Source organism: Pseudoalteromonas sp. OFAV1, assembly GCF_021532595.1.
In the GTDB taxonomy this organism is placed as follows: domain Bacteria; phylum Pseudomonadota; class Gammaproteobacteria; order Enterobacterales; family Alteromonadaceae; genus Pseudoalteromonas; species Pseudoalteromonas lipolytica_C.
The window spans coordinates 77,681-99,449 of the sequence record NZ_JAKGBG010000005.1 but is presented as its reverse complement, the minus strand read 5'-3'; the positions used below and the strand labels follow the sequence as shown (position 1 = coordinate 99,449).

Here is a 21,769-nt window from a genome sequence, read left to right as displayed (position 1 = left end):
ATTTAGTGTATTAGACGTAAGGGAGGATTCAAAAGGTTTAAATGAAATTAAATTTTTTTGTGTAAGCTACAAATAATTGAGCTTACACAATTTTATTTGGGGGCTTGCGTTATTCGGCAGGTGATGCGTCGCTTTCGTCTTCGCTTGTTTCTGCGGTTTTGTAGCGCCAACCTAAAAACACAATACGAGCTGGAGATGACGGTGTCGTGCCATTTTTAACCTGCAACAAACTTGCATCGTAATGGGCACCACTGCCCCCTGTCGCTGTGATACTTGAGCCACGAACGCTACCAAATAGCTCACCACTACCAGATAACTTTACCGTTGTGAGGGGCGCATATATCGCAGCATATAAATTTGCAGATCCACTAAATTGCACTCCGTTGATGCCATTAAATGTTGAATAAAATGACAGTGAAGGATGACCACTGCTGGTTAACCCTTCTTGTTCAGTGATCACTTTTGCTCCCGCACCAATGCTCACTTTGCCGGTGATTAACACGGTTAAACTGCTGTCTTTCTTTATTGTAAGAGTCGTGTCGCCTTCCATTGAGAAGTCACCATCAACCAATAAAATAACATCACCACCAGAGACCTCCATTTTACCGTCACTGGTCATTTTTAATCGGTCTAGTGCAAATATAGATTCCTTACTATTACTACCGCTTGTTTTTGTTTGTGGATTTGAATCAAACAAGAAAATATCCGCAAACGTCGGAAAGATAATTTGTCGACCATTTTGACTAAAAAAACCTTTTTGAGTGTTCAGCTTGAATTGCTGTGTTGGCCCAATCGAAACAGTATCATAGTCAGTAACTTCATCGAGAATATCGACCATTTTCTCTGGAAGTATAAGAGGATCACAGTTGGTGTCTGGGTTGCTCGGATCGTAATCTGGTGCACTAGGATCTGCAACGGTAACAGGTGCAACATTTGGGTTTACATTAAACTTACTATCACTGTAATGAACACCATTTTGCTGATTATTATAGGTATCTTTAAAGTCACCTGTTCCACCATACATAATATCCAGCGCTTCACCTTGGTTATTTGTAATAAACGTCGACCACTGCATTTTGGCATCGCCATTAGCTCTAACAACACCTGACACAGTGCCACCACGATGGGTATAATACCCACCCGTGTAGACGTTACCGTCAACACGTAAACCACTACCTGGTGAAATATACACCCCGGTATTTGAATGAATATTACCTATAATCGGTGATGAACCATTTAAGTAGATAACCCCTGTAGCCTTAACATCACCTCTTATAGGAGAATGACCAGACAGCACAACATCCGAATCACCAGCGATGGTCGATACATCGCCATCATTCGATTTTGTTTCTTCATAGCTACCTTTGCTAGAGTCGTAGCTATCAATACTGCCACTCCCCGATAAGTTAACGCCTTTACAACCCACCATCGCATTAGTAAATACAGAGCTTCCTTTAGCTCCTTGCAGTGCAAAGCGTGCAACTAGATTACTTTGTGCATCTCCCTCAAAACGCTGACCTAAACTGGCAATTTCTAGTTCACCATCGGCATTTTTACTTACACTGGCATTAAACGTAGCATCAGCAGCGATAACGCCCACTCCTGAGGCATCGCTTGTTTTATTGATCAACTCATCAACCGCGAGAATACCTTCTCGATTAATAGTTTGCTGCAATAACTTAGCTTGTTCAAAAACACCTTTTTCGGCTAGTAAACGACTGTTTAGTTTTTTCTGAAAATTACCACTTAAGCGCTCTTGTACAATTGTTTCGCGTAATGAACTCAGCACCACAATACTCGCCATGCTGGTTAAAATAAGAACCGTAAAAAGCGTAAAACCAGCTTGTTTATTAAACACGACTATTCCCATATGCTTTGAGTAAAATTGCGTTCGTTAAGGCAATATCGATGTTGATACCTTGACCAAATTGAGTTGGTAAATCCCGTGGTTTGACACTTATCGTGACCAAGTCACCAGATAAACTAAACGATAATGCTTCAATACCAGTTAGTAAGCGTTCGGCAACCGCACCATTTAACGAGCATAATAAGTCGTTGCCATTTAAACGATAGATTTCTGTCACTTGAGACGTGGTAATAGAGCCATCACAGGCAATAACGCCACTTGGCTGCGTAATTGTGATCGTGCTGTTATCTGCACTAACGATTGGCGTTAATTGCGTTTGTTTTATACTTCGGGTGAACACTTTACTTGTGAAGCGAATCACTTCTTGGGCGTTTTCAAGTTCTTTACTTACCGCAATCGTACTTTTAATAGCCGAATAAGATAAACTCACGCCTGCAAGTAAAAATGCCCCTGCTGCAAGTGCAACCATCAGCTCAACTAAACTAAAACCCTTACCACGCTTCATCATTAGCAAGCCGCCGATAAATCGGGAAAACTGGCGTTTAAACTAATTTGGTTTTCAGCGTTATCAGTCATACGTTTATCAACCCAGCCAACATTTATTTGCATATCGTTACTGTAAGAAGCCGGAATCGTCAGTTGGTAGTCGTTTACTTGTGGCTTAAGGCTTTCTCTAAAAGTGGCATCCTGAAACAAAGCGGGATCGGTTTTTTGAATTTCACAGACATGCGGCCATAAACGCTCAATTGTGTTTTGGCCTTGAATAAGTGACACCGTATAATGAAAACTATTGGTCGCATACTGTAAAGACTTCAACTGCGCTGCAGCTAAACCCAATAACGCTATCCCAGCAATAACAACAGAAATCATGACCTCTAGTAATGAAAAACCTGCTTGTTTGTTCATGCACACCCTCGCTGTGAACTTTCAACTAACCAATTTTGCCCACTTTTAAGTACACACATCACATAGTCTGTGGTGTTAACATGCTCATCTTGAATACGAATACTTGCTTGTCTATCAACCTCACCACTGGCACTCACCGTTAATGAGACCAAATTGACGCTAACTCCAGCTTTTGTCACAGAAAATGCTTTTAAAATAGTATCAACACCGGCTTCATTTAAAGTCACTTCCCAGCGGTTATCACTCACAACTAATCGAATCGACTTATCGCGTTTTACAGCTTCACTGCGTGCATATTTGTAAACGTTGTTGAGTTGATTTGCGGTAGTAATGACGCGATCTTGCAAAATCTGCTGGCTAAAAGATGGCAATGCAAGACTTGCCAAAATCCCAATAACACCGAGCACCACTAATAATTCAACTAGGGTAAAACCAACTAAACGACGCAACTTAGTTACTCCCAACAATCATTGGCTGTCGCGCTGTAACTACCATCATGGTTAACGACAAGCTCACCACAGCGATCGCCCGCTTGTGCAGATCCCGTATTAGGTGTTGCTTTTAAACTGTAGCCACGGTTTTTAAAATCACTCACTGCACCAGCAGCTTTATCGGTGGCAGTATAAGTAAAAGAGTAATAGCTAGTATCTTGCGTTGTGAATGTATTGGGATATCCACCATTTCGCGAATAGATACGCTCAAGACTTGCACTATATTGAAGTAATTCTTGTTGAATATCAGCACGTCGGCTGCGCTGCATATGCTCAGTATAAGCGGGTAATGCCACACTGTAGAGAATACCTATAATTGCTACAACAATAAGTAATTCAACTAATGTAAAACCACGTTGCTTACCTTGTCCACTTAACACGAGCGCATTTAACAATCTTAATACCTCTAATACTTTTTTGTTAAAACAATATAAATGACAGCGTTGTCAGTGTCAATTTTAACCAATTTACCTTTATTCATCCGATTATACTAATAAGAAGAATAAAATTAAGAAAAAAGAATGCTTGTTTGTAAAATAGGTAAGATTATAGGATTATCTATTAGGTATTTAAAGCGTGAAAACTAATACCATTTACCGTAAACCTATGAGTTGATAGCGGTACAAAACGCTACAATTAAGCGTGTTTAAGGCTAATTCAGAAAGTGGCTATTACTCAAATTTCAGGCACAAAAAAGCCGCACCTAAGCGCGGCCTTTTTTACTTAATATTGCTATTAAGCTTCAGCGATAACGATTACTTTGATAGTAGCCGTTACGTCTGAGTGTACTGCGATTGCTACGTCAAATTCGCCAGTCTCACGGATAGTACCTAGAGGTAAACGAACTTCTGATTTAGCAACTTCAACGCCAACAGCTGAAATAGCTTCAGCGATGTCGCGAGTACCGATAGAACCGAATAACTTGCCTTCGTCACCAGCTTTAGAAACTAGTGTAACTTCAGCTAATGCTTCTAACTTGTCAGCGCGAGCTTGAGCAGCAGCTAGATCTTCAGCGATCTTAGCTTCTAAATCAGCACGACGTGCTTCGAAAGTTTCGATGTTAGCTTTAGTTGCAGGAACTGCCTTACCTTTTGGGAAAAGGAAGTTACGTGCGAAGCCAGATTTAACTACAACCTGGTCACCTAGGCCACCTAGGTTTGCGATCTTGTCTAGTAGAATAACTTGCATGTCTCTACACCTTTTAAAAACTGTTAATCCGCTGCTTACTTATGTAAGTCAGTGTATGGAAGAAGGGCTAAGTAGCGAGCACGCTTGATAGCAGTTGCTAGCTGACGCTGATATTTAGCGCTAGTACCTGTGATACGGCTAGGTACGATTTTGCCACTTTCTGTAACATAGTTTCTAAGAGTAGCTAGATCTTTATAATCGATTTGTTGTACGCCTTCCGCTTTAAAGCGGCAGAACTTACGACGTCTGAAATAACGTGCCATGAGTATAATTCCTCAAAAAATTCTTTCTATATGTTGAGCATGCAAGACCAATTGGCTTAAGCCGCTTCGACCTTCGTGACGGTTTAAAAACCCCGTCACCTGCACTTGGTGCCCAACGTGCAATTGTTGAGTCTGTTGTTGCAATGGCGTGCCGCTGGCAACAACTTGAAGCCTGACATAACTATTACGGTTAAGGTCTGCTTCAACTTGCATCGATTTATGTTCAAGAACAAAAATACAATGCGGTATACCAGCAGGGCTTTGACTATATTTTGGGGTTTTACATACAACCCCAGATAGTGTCAGCTGATTCATATAAGGATTAAGCGGTTGGCTCATCTTTTTGTCTCAACTGCAAGCGCCATGCTTGAACTCAAAACGATTAAGCAGCTGGTGCTTCTTTCTTCTCTTCTTTCGCAAGAGGAGATGCTTCAGTTACAGCGTCTTTAGTACGCATAACTAAGTTACGAAGCACTGCATCGTTGTAGCGGAAAGTAGTTTCTAGCTCGCTGATTACTTCAGTAGGTGCTTCAACGTTCATAAGAACATAATGAGCTTTGTGAAGCTTGTCGATTGGGTAAGCCAATTGACGACGGCCCCAGTCTTCAAGACGGTGGATAGTACCACCAGCTTCAGTGATAGAACCAGTATAACGTTCGATCATACCAGCTACTTGCTCACTCTGATCAGGGTGAACCATGAATACGATTTCGTAATGACGCATGGATATTCCTTACGGTTAATAGAGCCTTCTACCGTTTCGGCCAGTCGGTTTAAGGCAAGGAATTAAATTTAATAAGCCGAAATGAGCGCGCATTTTACGCTTAGATTGATAATTAAGCAAGATAAAACAGCAAGCCAAGCTAGATTATTGTGCTCTAATAAAATTTTCTAAGCGCTAAAAACAAAAAACCCAGCCGAGGCTGGGTTTTTGAGATTCTGAAAACTAAAATTACTTGATTTTAGCTTCTTTGAAAATCACGTGTTTACGAGCTTTAGGATCGTATTTTTTGATTTCCATTTTTTCAGGCATGTTACGCTTGTTCTTGTCGGTAGTGTAGAAAAAACCAGTACCAGCAGTTGAAACTAAACGGATCTTATCGCGCATGATTCAGTTCCTTAAACTTTTTCGCCACGAGCACGGATTTCTGTAAGAACCGCGTCGATGCCTTTTTTATCGATAATACGCATACCTTTAGTAGTAGTGCGTAGTGTTACAAAACGTTTTTCACTTTCAACCCAAAAACGGTGAGTTTGTAGGTTAGGTAGGAAACGACGTTTAGTCGCGTTTCTCGCGTGTGAACGGTGGTTACCAACCGCTGGACGCTTACCTGTAACTTGACATACTTTAGACATGTCTATATATCTCCAATAACTTCGCTCGAGCTTAATTTTCCCTTAGGCCAGTATTTGTGCCCCGGGATAAATCGAAGGGCGCTCTTTATACAGCTTATACAGGCAAAGATCAAGTAACAGATCTTATCCAATCAGCTCATGTGTAAATTTGATAGCGGCTAATTATAAAGATCGAATGCCCTTAGGGAAAGTAAAAACTGCATTTAAATTAAACTAATTTCTAAAATCGCCCTAAACTGCTCATTTTTAACACACTCTCTAGCCTAACAAGCTTTATATAAGCCCTCTTTCGGCAAACGACACACAATTTTCACCTCCCACTATGATGTGATCCAGCACATTTATATCAACTAAGGCTAACGCTTGCTGCAATTTCGTGGTGATCAATTTATCAGCCTGACTTGGCTCAGCTACTCCACTTGGATGGTTATGGGCAAGAATCAGCGCCGCGGCATTATTACGTAATGCTGCTTTAACGACTTCGCGTGGGTACACAGAAGCTGCATTAATAGTGCCGTAAAAAAGTACTTCGTCTTTAATTAATTGATTTTGATTATCTAAATACAGCACCATAAATACTTCTTGCTGCAAACCACGCAACTGAATAGTTAAGTAGTCGTACACAGCTTGTGGCGAATTAAATAGTGCCTCGCGTTTACATTGCTCAAGCATATAGCGCCGGCTTAATTCAAGTACCGCTTGCAACTGAACATACTTAGCCGCCCCTAAGCCCTTTTGTGCGCAGAATTCTTGTTCGCTCGCGTTAAACAAGTTTTGCAATGAACTATTTATACTGAGTAAATGCTCTGCAAGCTCAATAGCATTCATGCCCGGCACGCCTGTGCGTAAAAATATTGCTAATAGCTCTGCATCTGAAAGTGCTTTAGCACCTTTAGCAAGTAGCTTCTCGCGAGGCCTTGCTGATAGAGGTAAATCGGTTAATGGCATTGCTTCATCCTTAAAACAACTATATCAATGACTAAACTGTACTATAAAACCTAGAAAATCCAGTTTTTTCCTGTCATGAAAAAGAAAACTTCATGCTATCGGTAAAGATTTGCTATCGTTAGCCCATATCGACAAAAGTTAAATTTCACGTAATGACTAAATCAGTAAATAAAAAAATCCTGCTAGGTATGAGTGGTGGTATTGCAGCCTATAAATGTGCAGAGCTTGTCCGCCGTTTAAAAGATCAAGGCTGCGAAGTTAAAGTCGTCATGACCGACTCGGCAAAACACTTTATTACTCCTTTAACAATGCAAGCGGTAAGCGGTGAAATTGTTTCTGATTCATTACTCGACCCAGCAGCAGAAGCAGCAATGGGCCATATTGAGTTTGCTAAATGGGCCGACCTTATTTTAGTTGCCCCTGCAACCAGTAATATTTTAGCGAAAATGGCAATGGGTATTGCCGATGATTTACTGACAACACTTCTATTAGCCACCCCTGCAAAAGTGGCTGTAGCACCTGCCATGAACCAGCAAATGTATGCCCATCCTGCTACACAAGCAAATATTGCCACACTTCGCGAACGTGGCGTGGCTATTTGGGGCCCAGGTAAAGGCGAGCAGGCTTGTGGTGATGTAGGCGCAGGCCGTATGTTAGAGCCTCACGAGTTAGTCGCGCTTTGTACACAACCTGAAGTAGAGCCATTACTTGCTGGCAAAACCATTACTATTACAGCAGGACCAACCCGAGAAGCCCTCGACCCAGTTCGTTATATCTCTAATCACAGCTCTGGCAAAATGGGTTATGCCCTTGCCGAGGCTGCACTTGCTTTAGGTGCAAAGGTCAACTTAATTTCTGGCCCAGTGACAATTAAAGCACCTGCTAATGCCCTGCTTACTACTATAGAAAGTGCTGAGCAATTACTCACCGCCTCAATGCAACTAGCCGTACAATCAGATGCCTTTATAGGCTGTGCAGCAGTAGCCGATTACCGTGCAGCAGCAATTCATGAGCAAAAAATGAAAAAACAAGGTGATGAACTAACCCTCACTTTAGTTAAAAACCCAGATGTTATCGCAAACGTTGCAGCGCTTAGCAAAAACCGTCCTTATACCGTGGGCTTTGCCGCCGAAACCCAAGATGTTGCAAGCTATGCACAAGGTAAATTAAAGAACAAAAATCTCGATATGATCTGCGCAAATGACGTATCAAAAGAAGGCCTTGGCTTTAATTCTGATCATAATGCTTTAACACTTTTCTGGCACAATGAGCAGCTAGATTTAGCGATGGGAAGTAAAAAAGATTTGGCCATGAGCGTGATGACTGAGCTTGCCAAGCGTTTGTAAAAATGCTGGAAAGAAACTGAATAAAACATTAACATAAGCCTCTCATTTGCACAAAAAATGGCTTGTCTGACTCCTAAGAGCGCAAGTAATAAATTATAAGAAAGGAATGGTCATGCCTGCGACAAAAAGAAGTAATCGCAAAGAGCAGATTCTGCAAGCACTCGCACAAATGTTAGAAACCAGCCCAGGTCAACGTATCACAACTGCAAAACTAGCGGCTGAGGTAGGTGTGTCTGAAGCTGCGTTGTATCGTCATTTTCCGAGTAAAGCACGGATGTTTGAGGGCCTAATCGAGTTTATTGAAGATACCCTGTTATCACGCATTAACCTCATTTTAGAAAATGAGAAAGAAAGCCAAACACGTGTGTACAATATTTTACTGCTATTATTAGCCTTTGCTGAGAAAAACCCGGGTATTACCCGCATTTTGACCGGTGATGCCTTGCAAGGTGAACAAGAGCGTTTACGTGAGCGTGTACAAGGCCTATTTGAAAAGCTAGAAACTCAGTTCAAGCAAGTGCTACGCGAACGCAAACTGCGCGAAGGCAAAGCATTTCAATCAGACGAAACCACCCTAGCCAACTTCTTACTCGCCTACGTAGAAGGTAAGATGAATCAATTCGTGCGCAGCGACTTTAAAGCAAAACCAAGTGCACAATTTGAAAAACAATGGCCAGAGTTACAAAAGATTTGGTTGTAGGAAATTAGCCGTAGGCGCGATTTCATATCGCGCAACGGTGAAATTAAAATTACGCGGGGTAAACCCGCTGCTACCCTTTTAACAAAACCTACCGACCTCTTTTTTAGCTTATGGCTGATAGCTTAAAGCTTACAGCTATCAGCTCACCTCCCCAAACACGCCACTTATCGTATCTACTCGAATTGTTAATTTAAAACGCTACACTGGGTGCATCATTTTAAAAACAACGAGAAAGATGAATGAAAGCGCAATTATCACTTTTGAGCTTAGCCTTGGTGACAAGCCTTGGTAGTGCACAAGTTAGTGCGAAAGAAGCTCTGCAATTTAAAGACGTGTTTGATTTTAAATACGCAAAAGGCACCCAACTTTCTGAAGATGGCCAAATTCTTAGCTTTAGTGCTGACCCGTATCGCGGTAATGCACAAGGTCAGGTTTATACATTAAACAATAACACCCTGCTTGCCAGCGTTGAGCGCGGTACTCGCCCTACTATTAATAAAGCAGCAAACTGGGTGGCTTTTACTCAGGTACCTACCCTGCTTGAAAAAGAAACCACCAAGAAAAAAGATGAACTAAAAAATAACCTAGTTTTAGTGAATACTAAAAATGGTGAGCAACAAACGTTTAACGATGTAAAAGACTACGCGTTATCGGATGATGGTGTATGGCTTGCTTACCAACTCGATAAGAAAGCAGAAAAAGCAGATAAAAAAGACGACCAAGAAAAAGACGAAAACAGCAGCGAAATCAAGCCAGACAAAAAAGATAAAAGCTTTGATTTAGTGCTTGTTAACCTTCAAGACAAAACCACTCACACCCTAAACAATGTATTCAGCTATGCGATTAGCAGCACCGGTGAGCAGTTATTAGCAAGCCAAAGCTACAGCAATGGTGCCGACAACCAAGTTGTATTAGTTGCGCTTAATAATGACTTTGCAACGAGTGTACTAATTGATGAGCCGGGCGTTGTGGCAAATAAAATTGCTTGGCAACCAAACAGCAATACCGCAGCGCTGTTAATTGGTAATTACGTTAATGATGACACACGCCGTCGTGACCACAGCTTACAGCTTTTACAAAACGGGGCGCTTTCAACCATTCACTCTGCAGATAGCAGCTGGACTATTGGCAAAACAGCATCGCTAAAATGGTCTGAAGATGGTGCTCGTTTATACTTTGAAAACCACCCTAAACTCGCTGCAAAAGTTGCCGCAAAAGAATACAAAGATGAAGCTTCTTTATATGATTTCGATACCATTCGCGACCAAAAAGGCCTAAACGTTTGGCACAACAAAGACGCTGAAATAAAACCACGCGAAGAGCAGCAATGGAACAAAGCCAATAAGCTGCGCCACTACCAAGCGGTTTATCATGTAAATGGTCAGCAAGTTGTGCAGCTTAGCACACCAAACATGCCAGAGGTTTCGCTAAATACTCATCGCGAAGCCCTATTAGGTTACTCAGACCTACCTTACCTAGAACGTGTTATGTATGGCGGTTTTTACGCAGATTACTTCAGCGTGGATGTTAAAACTGGTAAACAAACCGCTATCATCAGCGACTATCCGTTTAGACCAAGCCTTGCGCCAAATGGCCAATTTGCAGCATTTTTCCAAGACAGCCAAGTTCAGCTAAAAGATTTAGGTAACAACAAGGTTTCGACCTTATCTAAAGCAATTAATGCTATTTTTGCCGATGATAAGCATGACTACCCATCACCTCAACCGGGTTATGGTTTTGCAGGCTGGTTAAACGACAGCAGCCAAGTACTGGTTTACAGCAAATTTGATATTTGGGCTTTTGATGTCGCAACACAAAAGGCAACGCGCCTAACCCAAGGTAAAGAAACCAATACCCAATATCGTGTTATTAAACTTGATAAAGACCAAGTGGGCTTTGCCAAAGACGAAACATTATTGCTAAGCGCAACCAACCTGCAAGATAAGCAAACTGAAATTGCCAAGCTTGACTTAACAAGCAATAAAGTAAGCAAAGTACTATCGGGTAAAAAGCGCTATGATGTGGTGAAAAAGGCAAAAAATGCCGACAAATACCTATTTACTGCGCAAACATATCAGCAATTCCCTGATTACTACCAAACTGACTTTAGCTTTAAAAAGCCACAGCGTGTTACCAACCTAAACCCACAAATTAGCAACTTTGCATGGGGTGAAAAACCTGAGCTCATTAGTTACAAAGGGTTTAATGGTGAAGATTTACAAGGCGTATTAATCAAGCCAGCGGGCTACAAAAAAGGCGATAAGGTTCCGGTGGTTGTGTACTTCTACCGCTATATGAGCCAACGCATGTATGACTTCCCGAAAATGGAATTAAATCATCGCCCTAACTTCCCGATGTTTACCTCAAATGGCTATGCGATTTTCTTACCTGATATCCGTTTTGAAATTGGTCATCCGGGCAAATCGTCAACCCAAACGATGATCAATGCCACTCAAAAGTTAATTGATTTAGGCATTGCTGATCCAGACAAAATTGGTTTACAAGGTCACTCATGGGCAGGCTACCAAAGTGCCTTTATGATCACGCAAACAGATATGTTTAAGGCGGTTGTATCGGGTGCGCCAGTATCTAATATGACCAGTGCATACAGCGGTATTCGCTTAAAATCAGGCCTTGCGCGTCAATTCCAATACGAAACAGGGCAAAGCCGCATTGGTAAAACCTTATTCGAAGCGCCAGAGCTGTACATCGAAAACTCACCCGTATTCTTTGCCGACAAAGTGAATACCCCAATCCTGATTATGTTTGGTGACAAAGATGACGCTGTGCCATGGCACGAGGGTGTTCAATATTACCTCGCGCTTCGTCGCGCAGGTAAAGATGCCACCTTCTTACAATACGAAGGTGAACCACATCACTTGAAGAAATTCCCTAATCAAGTGGATTTCTCGGTGCGCATGATGGAATACTTTGATCATTACTTAAAAGGCAAGCCAGCTGCTGATTGGATCAAGAACGGCATCCCTTTTATTGAAGAATAAGCAACAAGCTGATTTTCAGCTTAAAGCACACCTCCCCCAGAGCCAGCATTTTTGCTGGCTTTGTTCTATAAAATCAATCAAACAATCTGTTTTTTCGATTTTATCAATCGATTTAAACCCCAGTTTGTAAGTGGAAAGTTAATCAGAACAACTCTATATTTCATCCAACTTCTAACTGGAGACTACACAATGTTTAAAAAATCAACGTCAGCGTTGTCTAAAGTCGCTGTTGCAGTATCTTTACTCGTAGCAACAGGCGTACAAGCGACTAACGACATCAAATCAAACCAATTCTGGTGGCCAGAACAATTAGATCTTAGCCAACTTCGTGCCCATGGCGCAGAATCAAACCCAATGGGTCCTTACTTTGATTACAAAAAAGAATTTTTAAAGTTAGACCTAAACGCAGTGAAAGCCGATATTGAGAAAGTATTGACTGATTCTCAAGATTGGTGGCCTGCTGACTACGGTCACTATGGTCCATTCTTCATCCGTATGGCGTGGCACGCATCAGGTACGTACCGTACTTTTGATGGTCGTGGTGGCGCAGGCGGTGGTCAACAACGTTTCGACCCACTAAACAGCTGGCCTGATAACGCGAACCTTGATAAAGCGCGTCGCTTACTTTGGCCTGTAAAACAAAAATACGGTCGCAGCATTTCTTGGGCTGACTTAATGGCGTTAACAGGTAACGTTGCGCTTGAATCAATGGGCTTCAAAACCTTCGGTTATGCCGGTGGTCGTGAAGACGATTGGGAGCCAGATTACGTATACTGGGGCCCTGAAGGCAAAATGCTAACTGACGAACGTCGTGACAAAAAAGGCAAACTTAAAGGCCCATTAGCGGCAGTTGAGATGGGCTTAATTTATGTAAACCCAGAAGGCCCTCACGGTAACCCTGATCCACTGCTAGCAGCAGAAGACATTCGTTTATCATTCGGCAGCATGGCAATGAACGATGAAGAAATCGTTGCGCTAATCGCCGGTGGTCACAGCTTTGGTAAAGCACACGGTGCGAAAAAAGCGACCTGCTTAGACAAAGAGCCAGCAGCTGCGGCTATCGAAGAGCAAGGTTTAGGTTGGAAAAACAAATGTGGTAAAGGTCACTCAGAAGATACTGTGACTTCAGGTCTTGAAGGCGCATGGACAGTGACACCAACACGTTGGTCAATCAACTACCTACAAAACTTATTCAGCTTTGAGTGGGTTAAAACGAAGAGCCCAGCAGGCGCAACTCAGTGGATCCCTGAAAATGGTCAAGCATCTAACCTAGTGCCAGATGCACACATTAAAGGTAAGCGTCATGCGCCTATCATGTTCACAACTGATATCGCGTTAAAAGCAGACCCTGAGTTCCGTAAGATTTCAGAGCGTTTCTTAAACGATCCGAAAGAGTTCGAACTGGCATTTGCTAAAGCATGGTTCAAACTAAACCACCGTGATATGGGCCCACGTGCTCGTTACCTAGGTGACTTAGTGCCAGAAGAAGTATTAATTTGGCAAGATTACATCCCGGCGGTTGATCACAAACTTGTTGATAGCAAAGATATCGCGTCACTTAAAGCAAGCATCTTAGATTCTGGTTTATCTGTATCTGAACTCGTGCGTGTTGCTTGGGCATCAGCAGCAAGCTACCGCGACACAGATATGCGTGGTGGTGCAAACGGTGCACGTATTCGTTTTGCTCCGCAAAAAGATTGGCCGGTAAACAACCCGAAAGAAGTAGCTAAAGTACTGAACAAACTTGAGAAAATCCAAACTAAGTTCAACAAAAAAGCATCTGGCGGTAAAGAAATTTCACTTGCAGATATGATTGTTCTTGGTGGTGCGGCTGCAATCGAAAAAGCAGCAAGCGACGCAGGTTTCTCTATCACAGTACCATTCAAGCCAGGTCGTATGGACGCGTCATTAGAAATGACTGACGTTGAATCATTCGAAGTACTTGAGCCAACAGCAGATGCATTCCGTAACTACTACAGCTCAGCATGGAAATCACCTGCTGAAATGTTAGTTGAGCGCGCTGACTTACTAAGCTTATCAGTACCAGAAATGACTGCACTACTAGGTGGTATGCGCGCCCTTAACGCGAATACTGACCAAACTAAACACGGTGTATTCACGAAAAAACCAGGCACATTAAGCAATGATTTCTTCGTTAACCTACTAGATATGTCAACGAAGTGGTCTAAGTCTTCTGAAGAAGGTGTTTACGAAGGCCGTGACCGTAAGTCAGGCAAACTTAAGTGGACAGCAACACCAGTAGATTTAATCTTCGGTTCAAATTCAGAGCTACGTTCAATTGCTGAAGTGTACGCATCTGACGATGCTAAACAGAAGTTTGTTGATGACTTCGTAGCAGCGTGGACTAAAGTAATGACGCTAGATCGTTTCGACCTGCGTTAATATTTTCGCAACCAACAAAGCCGCTAAGTATAGCGGCTTTTTTATTTTGGATAAAATTCGCTCGACAATCCTGTGTTTTAAGTTAAAAATAACACTTTATTATTAATATCAAGATGTAGGCATTAAGGATGATTGCACGCTTATCACAGCTCATTGTTTTCTATTTACTATGCTTAATTGTGACAGAAAACAGCTATGCGGATCAGGCTAACTCTGTAATCTCTATTAACGAGCGCAGCGTTAATCTTACGCAATTCAACATGAGCTATTTCATCGATAAGCAAGGCAATACTCCATTCACTAAGATACAAAGTGAAAATTTTATTAACAGTAAAAATGAGCTCACTTTAGGTACTAACGCAAAAACGACCTGGTCAAAAATAATCATCAAAAATAACTATAGCGATAGCTTACGTTTATTTGTTCACAACCCCGATGCTTACCATCTAGAAGAGGTGGGATTTTACGAAACCCACAATGGGCAACTCATTAATCAAACAGATGTTTATTTAGATAAATCTGGGGTAAAAGCCAATATGTTTGGCGGGAGTGCCGTTTTTTCGTTTGCTTTAGCACCAGCTCAGCAAAAAATCCTTTATGTGAAATCTGTAACTTACTCACACCAGTGGTTTACTCTTAATATATATGACGAAGAGCACTCTAAACGTGCATTAGTCGGTAACGGTAATTACATTGCGCTACTCGTTGGAATGATGCTTGCGCTAATGATATATAACTTTTTCTTGTATTTATCGGCCCGAAAAATCGAAAACATCGTATACGCCCTATACTTGATTTCAGGCACCGTATGGGTGGCGTTATCTTACGGTGTAGCGGCAAATTTTTTTGGTGTATTTAGTGCAGAGCTTTTCCAACTAAACTCAAACTTACTCAGTATGCCAAGCTTTTTGGTGATCTTTGTAATGCTCATTTTCGAGACCAAGAAACATTACCCTAAAGAGCATATTGCCCTTTCAATTATATTATTGTTGCTTGTTGGCGACTTTATCTACAGCTTATTCGATATCGTTGGCGCATTAAAGCCAGCCAGTAGCTTAGCCGCACTTATGATGACGGTGACATTTGGAGTATCTATTTCTCTATGGCGCAAAGGAAACCCGCTAGCAAAATACTTTTTACTTGGTCACTCTATGTTTGTCATTTTCAATATGTTGGCAGTGCTTTATTACAAAGGGATCAGTGAAGCTAACGTGATCAATAGTCATGGCGTGGGAATAGGCATTTTACTTGAAGCTTTAATGATGGCATTTATTCTTTCATACCGAATTAAAACACTTGAAAAAGTAAAAGCGCAGCAAAAAGAGCTCACTCGCTTAGTCGACACAGATCCAATGACAGGCCTGTTTAATCGTCGCTACTTCGATAGAAAAAGTGAAGAGTTAATTGCAGCAACAGCCACAAATAATCAGCCATTATCTTTACTGATTGCCGATCTCGATCATTTCAAAAATATAAACGATACCTATGGGCACGATATTGGTGACAAAGTTATTATTGAGTTTGCCAATATACTTACAGCAAAGCAGCGCAAAGGGGATATAGCCTGTCGCTACGGCGGTGAAGAGTTTGTATTACTGCTTAATTGTAACCTTGAAGATGCCAAGCAGGTTGCCGAACGAATTCGCAAACAAGCACAAGAAACCATTATTAATGTTGATGATAAACAAACAGTTAAATTTACAGTAAGCATTGGTGTTCACAGCGTAGCCCACGCCGCAACTACTATAAAAGAAACACTCACCATTGCCGACAAAGCACTGTACAAAGCGAAGAGTAATGGCCGTAATTGTGTTGAAGTAGCGGCTTAGAGAAAAAATCGGTAAGCGGTATTATGTAGGTCGCCATTTATGGCGACAATTTTTAGCGAGACAGTCCTTATAACTATTTTCATTATGCAGCCCCCTTTATTCTGCCATTAGATATTACTCTAACTTTAAATAAATATGACATAAGACATCCTACATTTTAGCTCCATAAAGGGTTCTAAGTGCCATCAAATCGAGTTTTGATGGGACCTTTAACAGGAGAGTCTTATGATTAAAAACAAAGTGGGAATATTTTGGTATGTTGAAAATACGCTAATTTATAAAGCTATTAATACAGCTAATTTGGAAGTAGACACCTTGGGCCTAATTGACAGTCCCTTTTTACACCATGAAGAATGGGAAGAAAACTTAATCTTTGAACAATTTGATATCTATCTGAGCGAGAGCGATTACTACAACTTCCCAAGAGGCAGGGTCATATATAATTTCAACGAATTAGTTACGTATATATACTTAGATAGAAAGCTATTTAAAAAGCACATAGTAAAAAAAATTAAGCATGCATTTTCTTTGTTTGAGGTTAAAACAATACTTTTAACCGACCCTCACTATAAATGCTTTAAGAATATTTAAAGGGAATTAGTTTTATGACTACTTACACACCTGCTGACTTCAAAAGATTACTCAGCGAGTTTGAGGAACTGCCAAAAAATCAGCTAGAAATGAGTATTTTCGATATATCTGGCTACCCTCACTATGAAAATGTGGCAAGTAATGTACTCGCATTTTATCTTAATCCTCACAATGAACATGGTTTACAAGATTTACTTCTAAGTTCCATTCTTAACAAAGTTGCCATTGAGGATAGGAATCTAAAAAATGTTCTAGTTAGTCGCGAAGAATCTACATTCAATCAAAAGCGGTTAGACTTATTAATTGAAACTGACAACTTACTAATAGGTATAGAAAATAAAATTTTCCATCATCTTAATAATGATTTAAATGACTACAGTTATGCGCTCAAAAAATGGGCTCAACCGAATAATCTAGAGATAGTGAAAATAGTATTAAGTATAAAAAAAGAGCAACCAAGTGATGGTTTTGTAAACGTCACTTATGAAGAACTATTTACTGAGATAAGAAGACGCATGTCTAATTATCAAATCACAAAAAACAAGTGGTACTTTTACTTACTAGATTTTATGAATAGCATTGAAGGACTAGCTGGAAGCAAAATGAAAATTGACGAAAATGATCAGTTTTTTCTAGATAACTTTGAAAAAATAGAAGCACTACTTGGAGAAAGAAATAAATTCTTAGCCAAACTCAATAATAAAGTCGTTGAGCTACAACAAAAAATTGAAAAACCGCCTCAATGCAAAAGGCAATGGATATACTCTAAATCCTGTCTTGTTCATGACTTTGAGTTTTTCTCCTACAAAATAGCCTTTGATTTGTTTATAGCTCCTAGCGGCTGGCAATTACAACTATTCGGTAGAGATGCTGAATCAAAGAAATATTTAACGTTCCTCTTTAATACCATACCATTAAAAGGAACTCAGCAGGGCTATAAAGATTCTAGATACATACTTGAAGAGTTTTGCCTTCATCAAGATTTATCTACGATAGCTGCCAGCTTATTAAAAAGGTTCAGCATGTTATTAGAGTCGCAAGAAAGAGCTGAGATGAAAACATAAATAGAGACTATATTGTGATTATGCTTTGATTGTTTATTAGCCAAAACTTAGATTTCAGTAATGTAGGTAGTCATTCATGGCGTCATAAAAAAACGCGCTAGAGCACGACCTACAAACACTTACTAAGCTAATTCCTAGCTCCTAAAAACTAGCAACTTCAATCAACAATACTGCCCTGCTGCAAAGCCGCAGCTCCAAGCGTATTGGAAGTTGTAGCCGCCTAGCCAGCCGGTTACGTCGGTGACTTCGCCGATGAAATAAAGACCCGGTGATTTTTTCGCTTCAAAGGTTTTTGAGCTTAACTCGTCGGTGTCTACACCGCCAAGCGTTACTTCGGCTGTTCTATAACCCTCTGTGCCGTTGGGTTTAATTTGCCAATTGTGAATGTAATCATGTAGCGCGTCGATTTGTGCATGGGTTAGTTGGTTTACATTGCAATCAGGAATTGCTTTGCTGTCGTGCAGCATTTCAACAAAGCGTTTTGGTAAAATTGTCGCAAGGGTATTTTTTAATGACTTTTGACCTTGGCTTTGACGCCACTGCTCAAGCTGCTGTTTTAAATCAAGCTCTGGTAACAAGTTAATATACACCGTTTGCCCTGCACGCCAGAATGAGCTGATTTGCAAAATCGCTGGGCCCGAAAGGCCGCGGTGAGTAAACAAGATGTTTTCTTTAAACTGGGTGCCATCTTCACTGGTAACCAGACAAGGAATGCTGATCCCCGATAACCCGTCAAAGCGATCTTTATCATGCTGATGCAAAGTAAATGGCACTAATGCCGCCATGGTTGGCAGCACAGTTAAACCAAATTGCTCAGCAATTTTATAACCAATTGGCGATGCACCAAGCTTAGGCATGGTTAATCCGCCCGATGCGACAACTAACGACTCACATTGATAGCTGTCTTGTTCGGTAATAACTTCATAACCCGCATCGGTTTTAGTCACGCTGAGTACTTCGTTACGCAGAGCAATGTTAACCCCCGCCCACTCGCACTCAGTTAGAAGAATATCGACGATATCTTGTGCGCTGTTATCACAAAATAACTGACCCAGTGTTTTATGGTGATAAGCCAAGCCGTGACGGTCCACCAGCTCAATAAAGTCATGCTGGGTATAACGGCTTAAACACGATTTTACAAAGTGAGGATTACCACACAAGTAGTTGTCTGGGCTTGCATTTTCATTGGTGAAGTTACAACGTCCACCGCCGCTAATTAATATTTTACGGCCCGGCTTTTTGCCCATATCAAGCACAGTAACATTGCGACCACGGTAGCCTGCTTGTGCAGCACACATCAAACCTGCAGCGCCAGCGCCTATCACAATTACATCTACTTGGGTCATTACTCATACTCACTAAAAAAATTTAGCTGATTATAACAAGTTATTTTACATGAGGTGTTAACTGTGAGGTGTTTTTACAAAAAAGATAAAACCAAAAAACGAAATAAAGTAAAAACTCAAAATCTAAAAATTAAAACTTTTTAATTAGAAAAGAACGAAAAACACACGAAAAAAGCACCATTTAGCCATCTATACATTTAGTTATAACCAAAATAGAGACAAACATAATAAAACGATATTTTAACTTAATTTACATTTATTTTACCTTTGTCCCCCTTCGCGAAAAATATCGTGGAGATTAACATAACAATCTAGGGATCATTATGACAACTAACAACAACTTGAAAAAGTGCGCAATTGCACTGAGCTTGACTGCGTTGTTTGGGACGACGGCAGCAATGGCGACTCCAAACCAACTTATGACACCATCGATGCAGGAAACGGCAGCAAAACTACAAGGTCAAGACGGCTTTGGTACGCAGTTCATCATTAAGTATAAAAACAACAGTGATGAAATGATGACGATGTCGGCAGCAGAACAATCGCCAACTATGATGAACAAAAAGGCTCAAGGCTTTGTTAAAAACTTCACCAGTAAAAAAGGCAAAGTAAAAGCCCAATATGTTCGTGCAATGGCGATGAGTAATCACCACGTAATGCGTGCTGATAAAAAACTTTCTGCTGAAGAAGCGCAAGAGTTCATGCAAGAGATGGTTGCAACAGGTAATGTTGAATACATCGAAATCGACCAAATGTTAAAGCCATTCGCAACACCTAACGACCCTCGTTATAACGACCAATGGCACTACTACGAGCAAGCGGGTGGTTTAAACCTACCTACCGCTTGGGACACGGCAACAGGTAGTGGTGTGGTTGTAGCGGTACTTGATACAGGTTACCGTCCGCATGTTGACCTTAATGCCAATATTTTACCGGGTTACGACATGATCTCTAATCTGTCTGTAGCAAATGACGGCGGTGGTCGTGATAGCGATGCACGCGATCCGGGTGATGCAATCAGCGCTAACGAATGTGGTTACACACACAGTGCACAAAGCTCTAGCTGGCACGGTACTCACGTTGCAGGTACGGTTGCAGCAGTGACTAACAATGGAGAAGGTGTTGCTGGTGTTGCATACGATGCGAAAGTAGTTCCTGTTCGTGTACTTGGTAAATGTGGTGGTTTAACGTCTGATATCGCTGACGGTATTATCTGGGCTTCAGGTGGTTCTGTATCAGGCGTACCAGCGAATGCTAATCCTGCTGATGTTATCAACATGAGCTTAGGTGGTAGCGGTTCATGTAGCTCAACCACGCAAAGTGCCATTAACCAAGCTCGTAACAACGGTTCTGTGATCGTAATTGCTGCAGGTAACGATAACGATAACTCTGCGAATTACAATCCAGGTAACTGTAATGGCGTTGTAAACGTTGCATCTGTAGGTCGTGACGGTGGACGTGCTTACTACTCAAACTATGGTAGCAACATCGATGTTGCAGCACCAGGTGGCGCACAAAGCTTTGCTAATGACTCTGAAGGTGTTCTATCAACACACAACTCAGGTTCTACTGGCCCAAGCAGTGATTCATACCACTACTCGCAAGGTACGTCGATGGCGGCACCTCATGTTGCGGGTGTAGCGGCGCTAATTAAACAAGCGAAACCATCAGCAACACCAGATGAAATCGAAAACATCTTAAAATCAACAACGCGTTCATTCCCAGCAACATGTACTAGCTGTGGTACAGGTATTGTTGATGCGGCAGCTGCTGTTGCAGCAGCATCAGGCACAACACCGCCACCACCAACAGGTAACGTGTTAGAAGATGGCCAAGCACTCACTGGTTTAAGTGGTTCAGCTAGCAGCCAAACATTCTACACAATGGAAGTACCAGCAGGCGCAACGAATGTAACTTTCACTATGAGTGGTGGAACAGGTGATGCTGACCTTTACGTTCGTGCAGGTAGCGCACCAACAACATCAACCTATGATTGTCGTCCTTATGAAGGCGGTAATAACGAAGTATGTTCTATCGATAACCCAACTGCGGGTACTTATCATGTCATGCTTAACGGCTACTCTGCTTATTCAGGTGTTAGCTTAGTGGGCGATTTAACAACTTCAGGTACTGGCACAGGTGCACCGCAAGCTGGTGGTGGTACAGTGACTGATATCTCTGCAAGTGCAGGTCAATGGAAACACTACACGATTGACGTGCCAGCAGGTATGGCAAGCTTCACAGTAACAACGTCTGGTGGTTCTGGCGATGCTGATTTATTTGTTAAGTTTGGTAGCCAACCAACTACTTCAAGCTATGACTGTCGTCCGTACAAAAACGGTAACGCAGAAACATGTACATTCAGTAACCCACAAGCAGGTACTTGGCATTTAAGCTTAAATGCATACAAAACCTTCTCAGGTCTGACATTGGATGCACAGTATCAACCTTAATAGTTGATCTCCCCTT

The 21,769-nt window shown here is 41.4% G+C and carries 21 protein-coding genes; 8 read left to right on the top strand and 13 right to left on the bottom strand.

The annotated features are described in order from the left end of the window. Nucleotides 1-109: 109 nt before the first annotated feature. The 12 genes from L1267_RS04605 to radC all read right to left on the bottom strand — a co-directional run bounded on the left by L1267_RS04605 (nucleotide 110) and on the right by radC (nucleotide 7,019). Nucleotides 110-1,858 carry a DUF7305 domain-containing protein gene (locus tag L1267_RS04605; protein ID WP_235382218.1) on the bottom strand — a complete coding sequence of 583 codons (1,749 nt, stop codon included), beginning with the start codon at nucleotides 1,856-1,858 and terminating at the stop codon, nucleotides 110-112. Beyond that, nucleotides 1,851-2,375 (bottom strand): prepilin-type N-terminal cleavage/methylation domain-containing protein, encoded by a 525-nt coding sequence (locus L1267_RS04600; protein WP_135926185.1) that lies wholly within the window; start codon nucleotides 2,373-2,375, stop codon nucleotides 1,851-1,853. Before L1267_RS04600 ends, L1267_RS04605 begins: the two co-directional genes overlap by 8 nt. Continuing rightward, nucleotides 2,375-2,773 (bottom strand): type IV pilus modification PilV family protein, encoded by a 399-nt coding sequence (locus tag L1267_RS04595; protein WP_235382217.1) that lies wholly within the window; start codon nucleotides 2,771-2,773, stop codon nucleotides 2,375-2,377. The genes L1267_RS04600 and L1267_RS04595 overlap by 1 nt, the downstream gene beginning before the upstream one ends. Next, the gene (locus L1267_RS04590; protein ID WP_135926187.1) at nucleotides 2,770-3,222 is read right to left on the bottom strand and encodes a GspH/FimT family pseudopilin; all 453 of its coding nucleotides are present in this window, start codon (nucleotides 3,220-3,222) and stop codon (nucleotides 2,770-2,772) included. The genes L1267_RS04595 and L1267_RS04590 overlap by 4 nt, the downstream gene beginning before the upstream one ends. A gap of 5 nt (nucleotides 3,223-3,227) precedes the next feature. Beyond that, on the bottom strand, nucleotides 3,228-3,659 hold the full coding sequence (locus L1267_RS04585) for a type IV pilin protein (protein ID WP_206769175.1): 432 nt from the start codon (nucleotides 3,657-3,659) through the stop codon (nucleotides 3,228-3,230). A gap of 340 nt (nucleotides 3,660-3,999) precedes the next feature. After that, nucleotides 4,000-4,452 carry a 50S ribosomal protein L9 gene (gene rplI, locus L1267_RS04580; protein ID WP_135926188.1) on the bottom strand — a complete coding sequence of 151 codons (453 nt, stop codon included), beginning with the start codon at nucleotides 4,450-4,452 and terminating at the stop codon, nucleotides 4,000-4,002. 35 nt (nucleotides 4,453-4,487) lie between these two features. Beyond that, the gene (rpsR, locus tag L1267_RS04575; RefSeq protein WP_002962753.1) at nucleotides 4,488-4,715 is read right to left on the bottom strand and encodes a 30S ribosomal protein S18; all 228 of its coding nucleotides are present in this window, start codon (nucleotides 4,713-4,715) and stop codon (nucleotides 4,488-4,490) included. A 12-nt stretch (nucleotides 4,716-4,727) separates the two neighbouring features. Continuing rightward, a complete protein-coding gene (gene priB / locus L1267_RS04570; RefSeq protein ID WP_235382256.1) occupies nucleotides 4,728-5,030 on the bottom strand; it encodes a primosomal replication protein N in 303 nt (100 codons plus the stop codon). A 67-nt stretch (nucleotides 5,031-5,097) separates the two neighbouring features. After that, nucleotides 5,098-5,439, bottom strand: coding sequence for a 30S ribosomal protein S6 (rpsF, locus tag L1267_RS04565; RefSeq protein WP_135926189.1), 342 nt, complete (start codon nucleotides 5,437-5,439; stop codon nucleotides 5,098-5,100). Between the two features lie 228 nt (nucleotides 5,440-5,667). Beyond that, on the bottom strand, nucleotides 5,668-5,823 hold the full coding sequence (rpmG, locus tag L1267_RS04560) for a 50S ribosomal protein L33 (protein ID WP_022946036.1): 156 nt from the start codon (nucleotides 5,821-5,823) through the stop codon (nucleotides 5,668-5,670). A gap of 11 nt (nucleotides 5,824-5,834) precedes the next feature. After that, nucleotides 5,835-6,071 carry a 50S ribosomal protein L28 gene (gene rpmB / locus L1267_RS04555; RefSeq protein ID WP_036973115.1) on the bottom strand — a complete coding sequence of 79 codons (237 nt, stop codon included), beginning with the start codon at nucleotides 6,069-6,071 and terminating at the stop codon, nucleotides 5,835-5,837. A gap of 273 nt (nucleotides 6,072-6,344) precedes the next feature. Continuing rightward, complete coding sequence (gene radC, locus L1267_RS04550; RefSeq protein WP_138557049.1) at nucleotides 6,345-7,019, bottom strand: RadC family protein; 675 nt, start codon at nucleotides 7,017-7,019, stop codon at nucleotides 6,345-6,347. A 152-nt stretch (nucleotides 7,020-7,171) separates the two neighbouring features. Here radC and coaBC point away from each other — a divergent pair, with 152 nt between their 5' ends. From coaBC to L1267_RS04515, 7 genes are all read left to right on the top strand, one after another. Continuing rightward, nucleotides 7,172-8,365: a bifunctional phosphopantothenoylcysteine decarboxylase/phosphopantothenate--cysteine ligase CoaBC gene (gene coaBC, locus L1267_RS04545; protein WP_135926191.1), complete on the top strand. Its 1,194-nt coding sequence runs from the start codon at nucleotides 7,172-7,174 to the stop codon at nucleotides 8,363-8,365. 112 nt (nucleotides 8,366-8,477) lie between these two features. Next, on the top strand, nucleotides 8,478-9,065 hold the full coding sequence (gene slmA / locus L1267_RS04540; protein ID WP_063699831.1) for a nucleoid occlusion factor SlmA: 588 nt from the start codon (nucleotides 8,478-8,480) through the stop codon (nucleotides 9,063-9,065). A gap of 239 nt (nucleotides 9,066-9,304) precedes the next feature. After that, a complete protein-coding gene (locus L1267_RS04535) occupies nucleotides 9,305-12,067 on the top strand; it encodes a S9 family peptidase (RefSeq protein ID WP_235382216.1) in 2,763 nt (920 codons plus the stop codon). Nucleotides 12,068-12,256: 189 nt separating this feature from the next. Then, nucleotides 12,257-14,470, top strand: a complete 2,214-nt coding sequence (gene katG, locus L1267_RS04530; RefSeq protein WP_235382215.1) for a catalase/peroxidase HPI — start codon at nucleotides 12,257-12,259, stop codon at nucleotides 14,468-14,470. 128 nt (nucleotides 14,471-14,598) lie between these two features. Next, the gene (locus L1267_RS04525; RefSeq protein WP_235382214.1) at nucleotides 14,599-16,299 is read left to right on the top strand and encodes a sensor domain-containing diguanylate cyclase; all 1,701 of its coding nucleotides are present in this window, start codon (nucleotides 14,599-14,601) and stop codon (nucleotides 16,297-16,299) included. A gap of 225 nt (nucleotides 16,300-16,524) precedes the next feature. Further along, entirely contained in the window at nucleotides 16,525-16,890 is a 366-nt protein-coding gene (locus L1267_RS04520; protein WP_235382213.1) for a hypothetical protein, read from the top strand. A gap of 14 nt (nucleotides 16,891-16,904) precedes the next feature. Then, on the top strand, nucleotides 16,905-17,954 hold the full coding sequence (locus tag L1267_RS04515; protein WP_235382212.1) for a PD-(D/E)XK nuclease family protein: 1,050 nt from the start codon (nucleotides 16,905-16,907) through the stop codon (nucleotides 17,952-17,954). Between the two features lie 161 nt (nucleotides 17,955-18,115). On the opposite strand, the gene L1267_RS04510 is transcribed toward L1267_RS04515, so the two are convergent. Beyond that, nucleotides 18,116-19,300: an NAD(P)/FAD-dependent oxidoreductase gene (locus tag L1267_RS04510; RefSeq protein WP_235382211.1), complete on the bottom strand. Its 1,185-nt coding sequence runs from the start codon at nucleotides 19,298-19,300 to the stop codon at nucleotides 18,116-18,118. A 323-nt stretch (nucleotides 19,301-19,623) separates the two neighbouring features. Here L1267_RS04510 and L1267_RS04505 point away from each other — a divergent pair, with 323 nt between their 5' ends. Beyond that, nucleotides 19,624-21,753, top strand: a complete 2,130-nt coding sequence (locus L1267_RS04505; RefSeq protein WP_135922699.1) for a S8 family peptidase — start codon at nucleotides 19,624-19,626, stop codon at nucleotides 21,751-21,753. Nucleotides 21,754-21,769 lie beyond the last annotated feature (16 nt).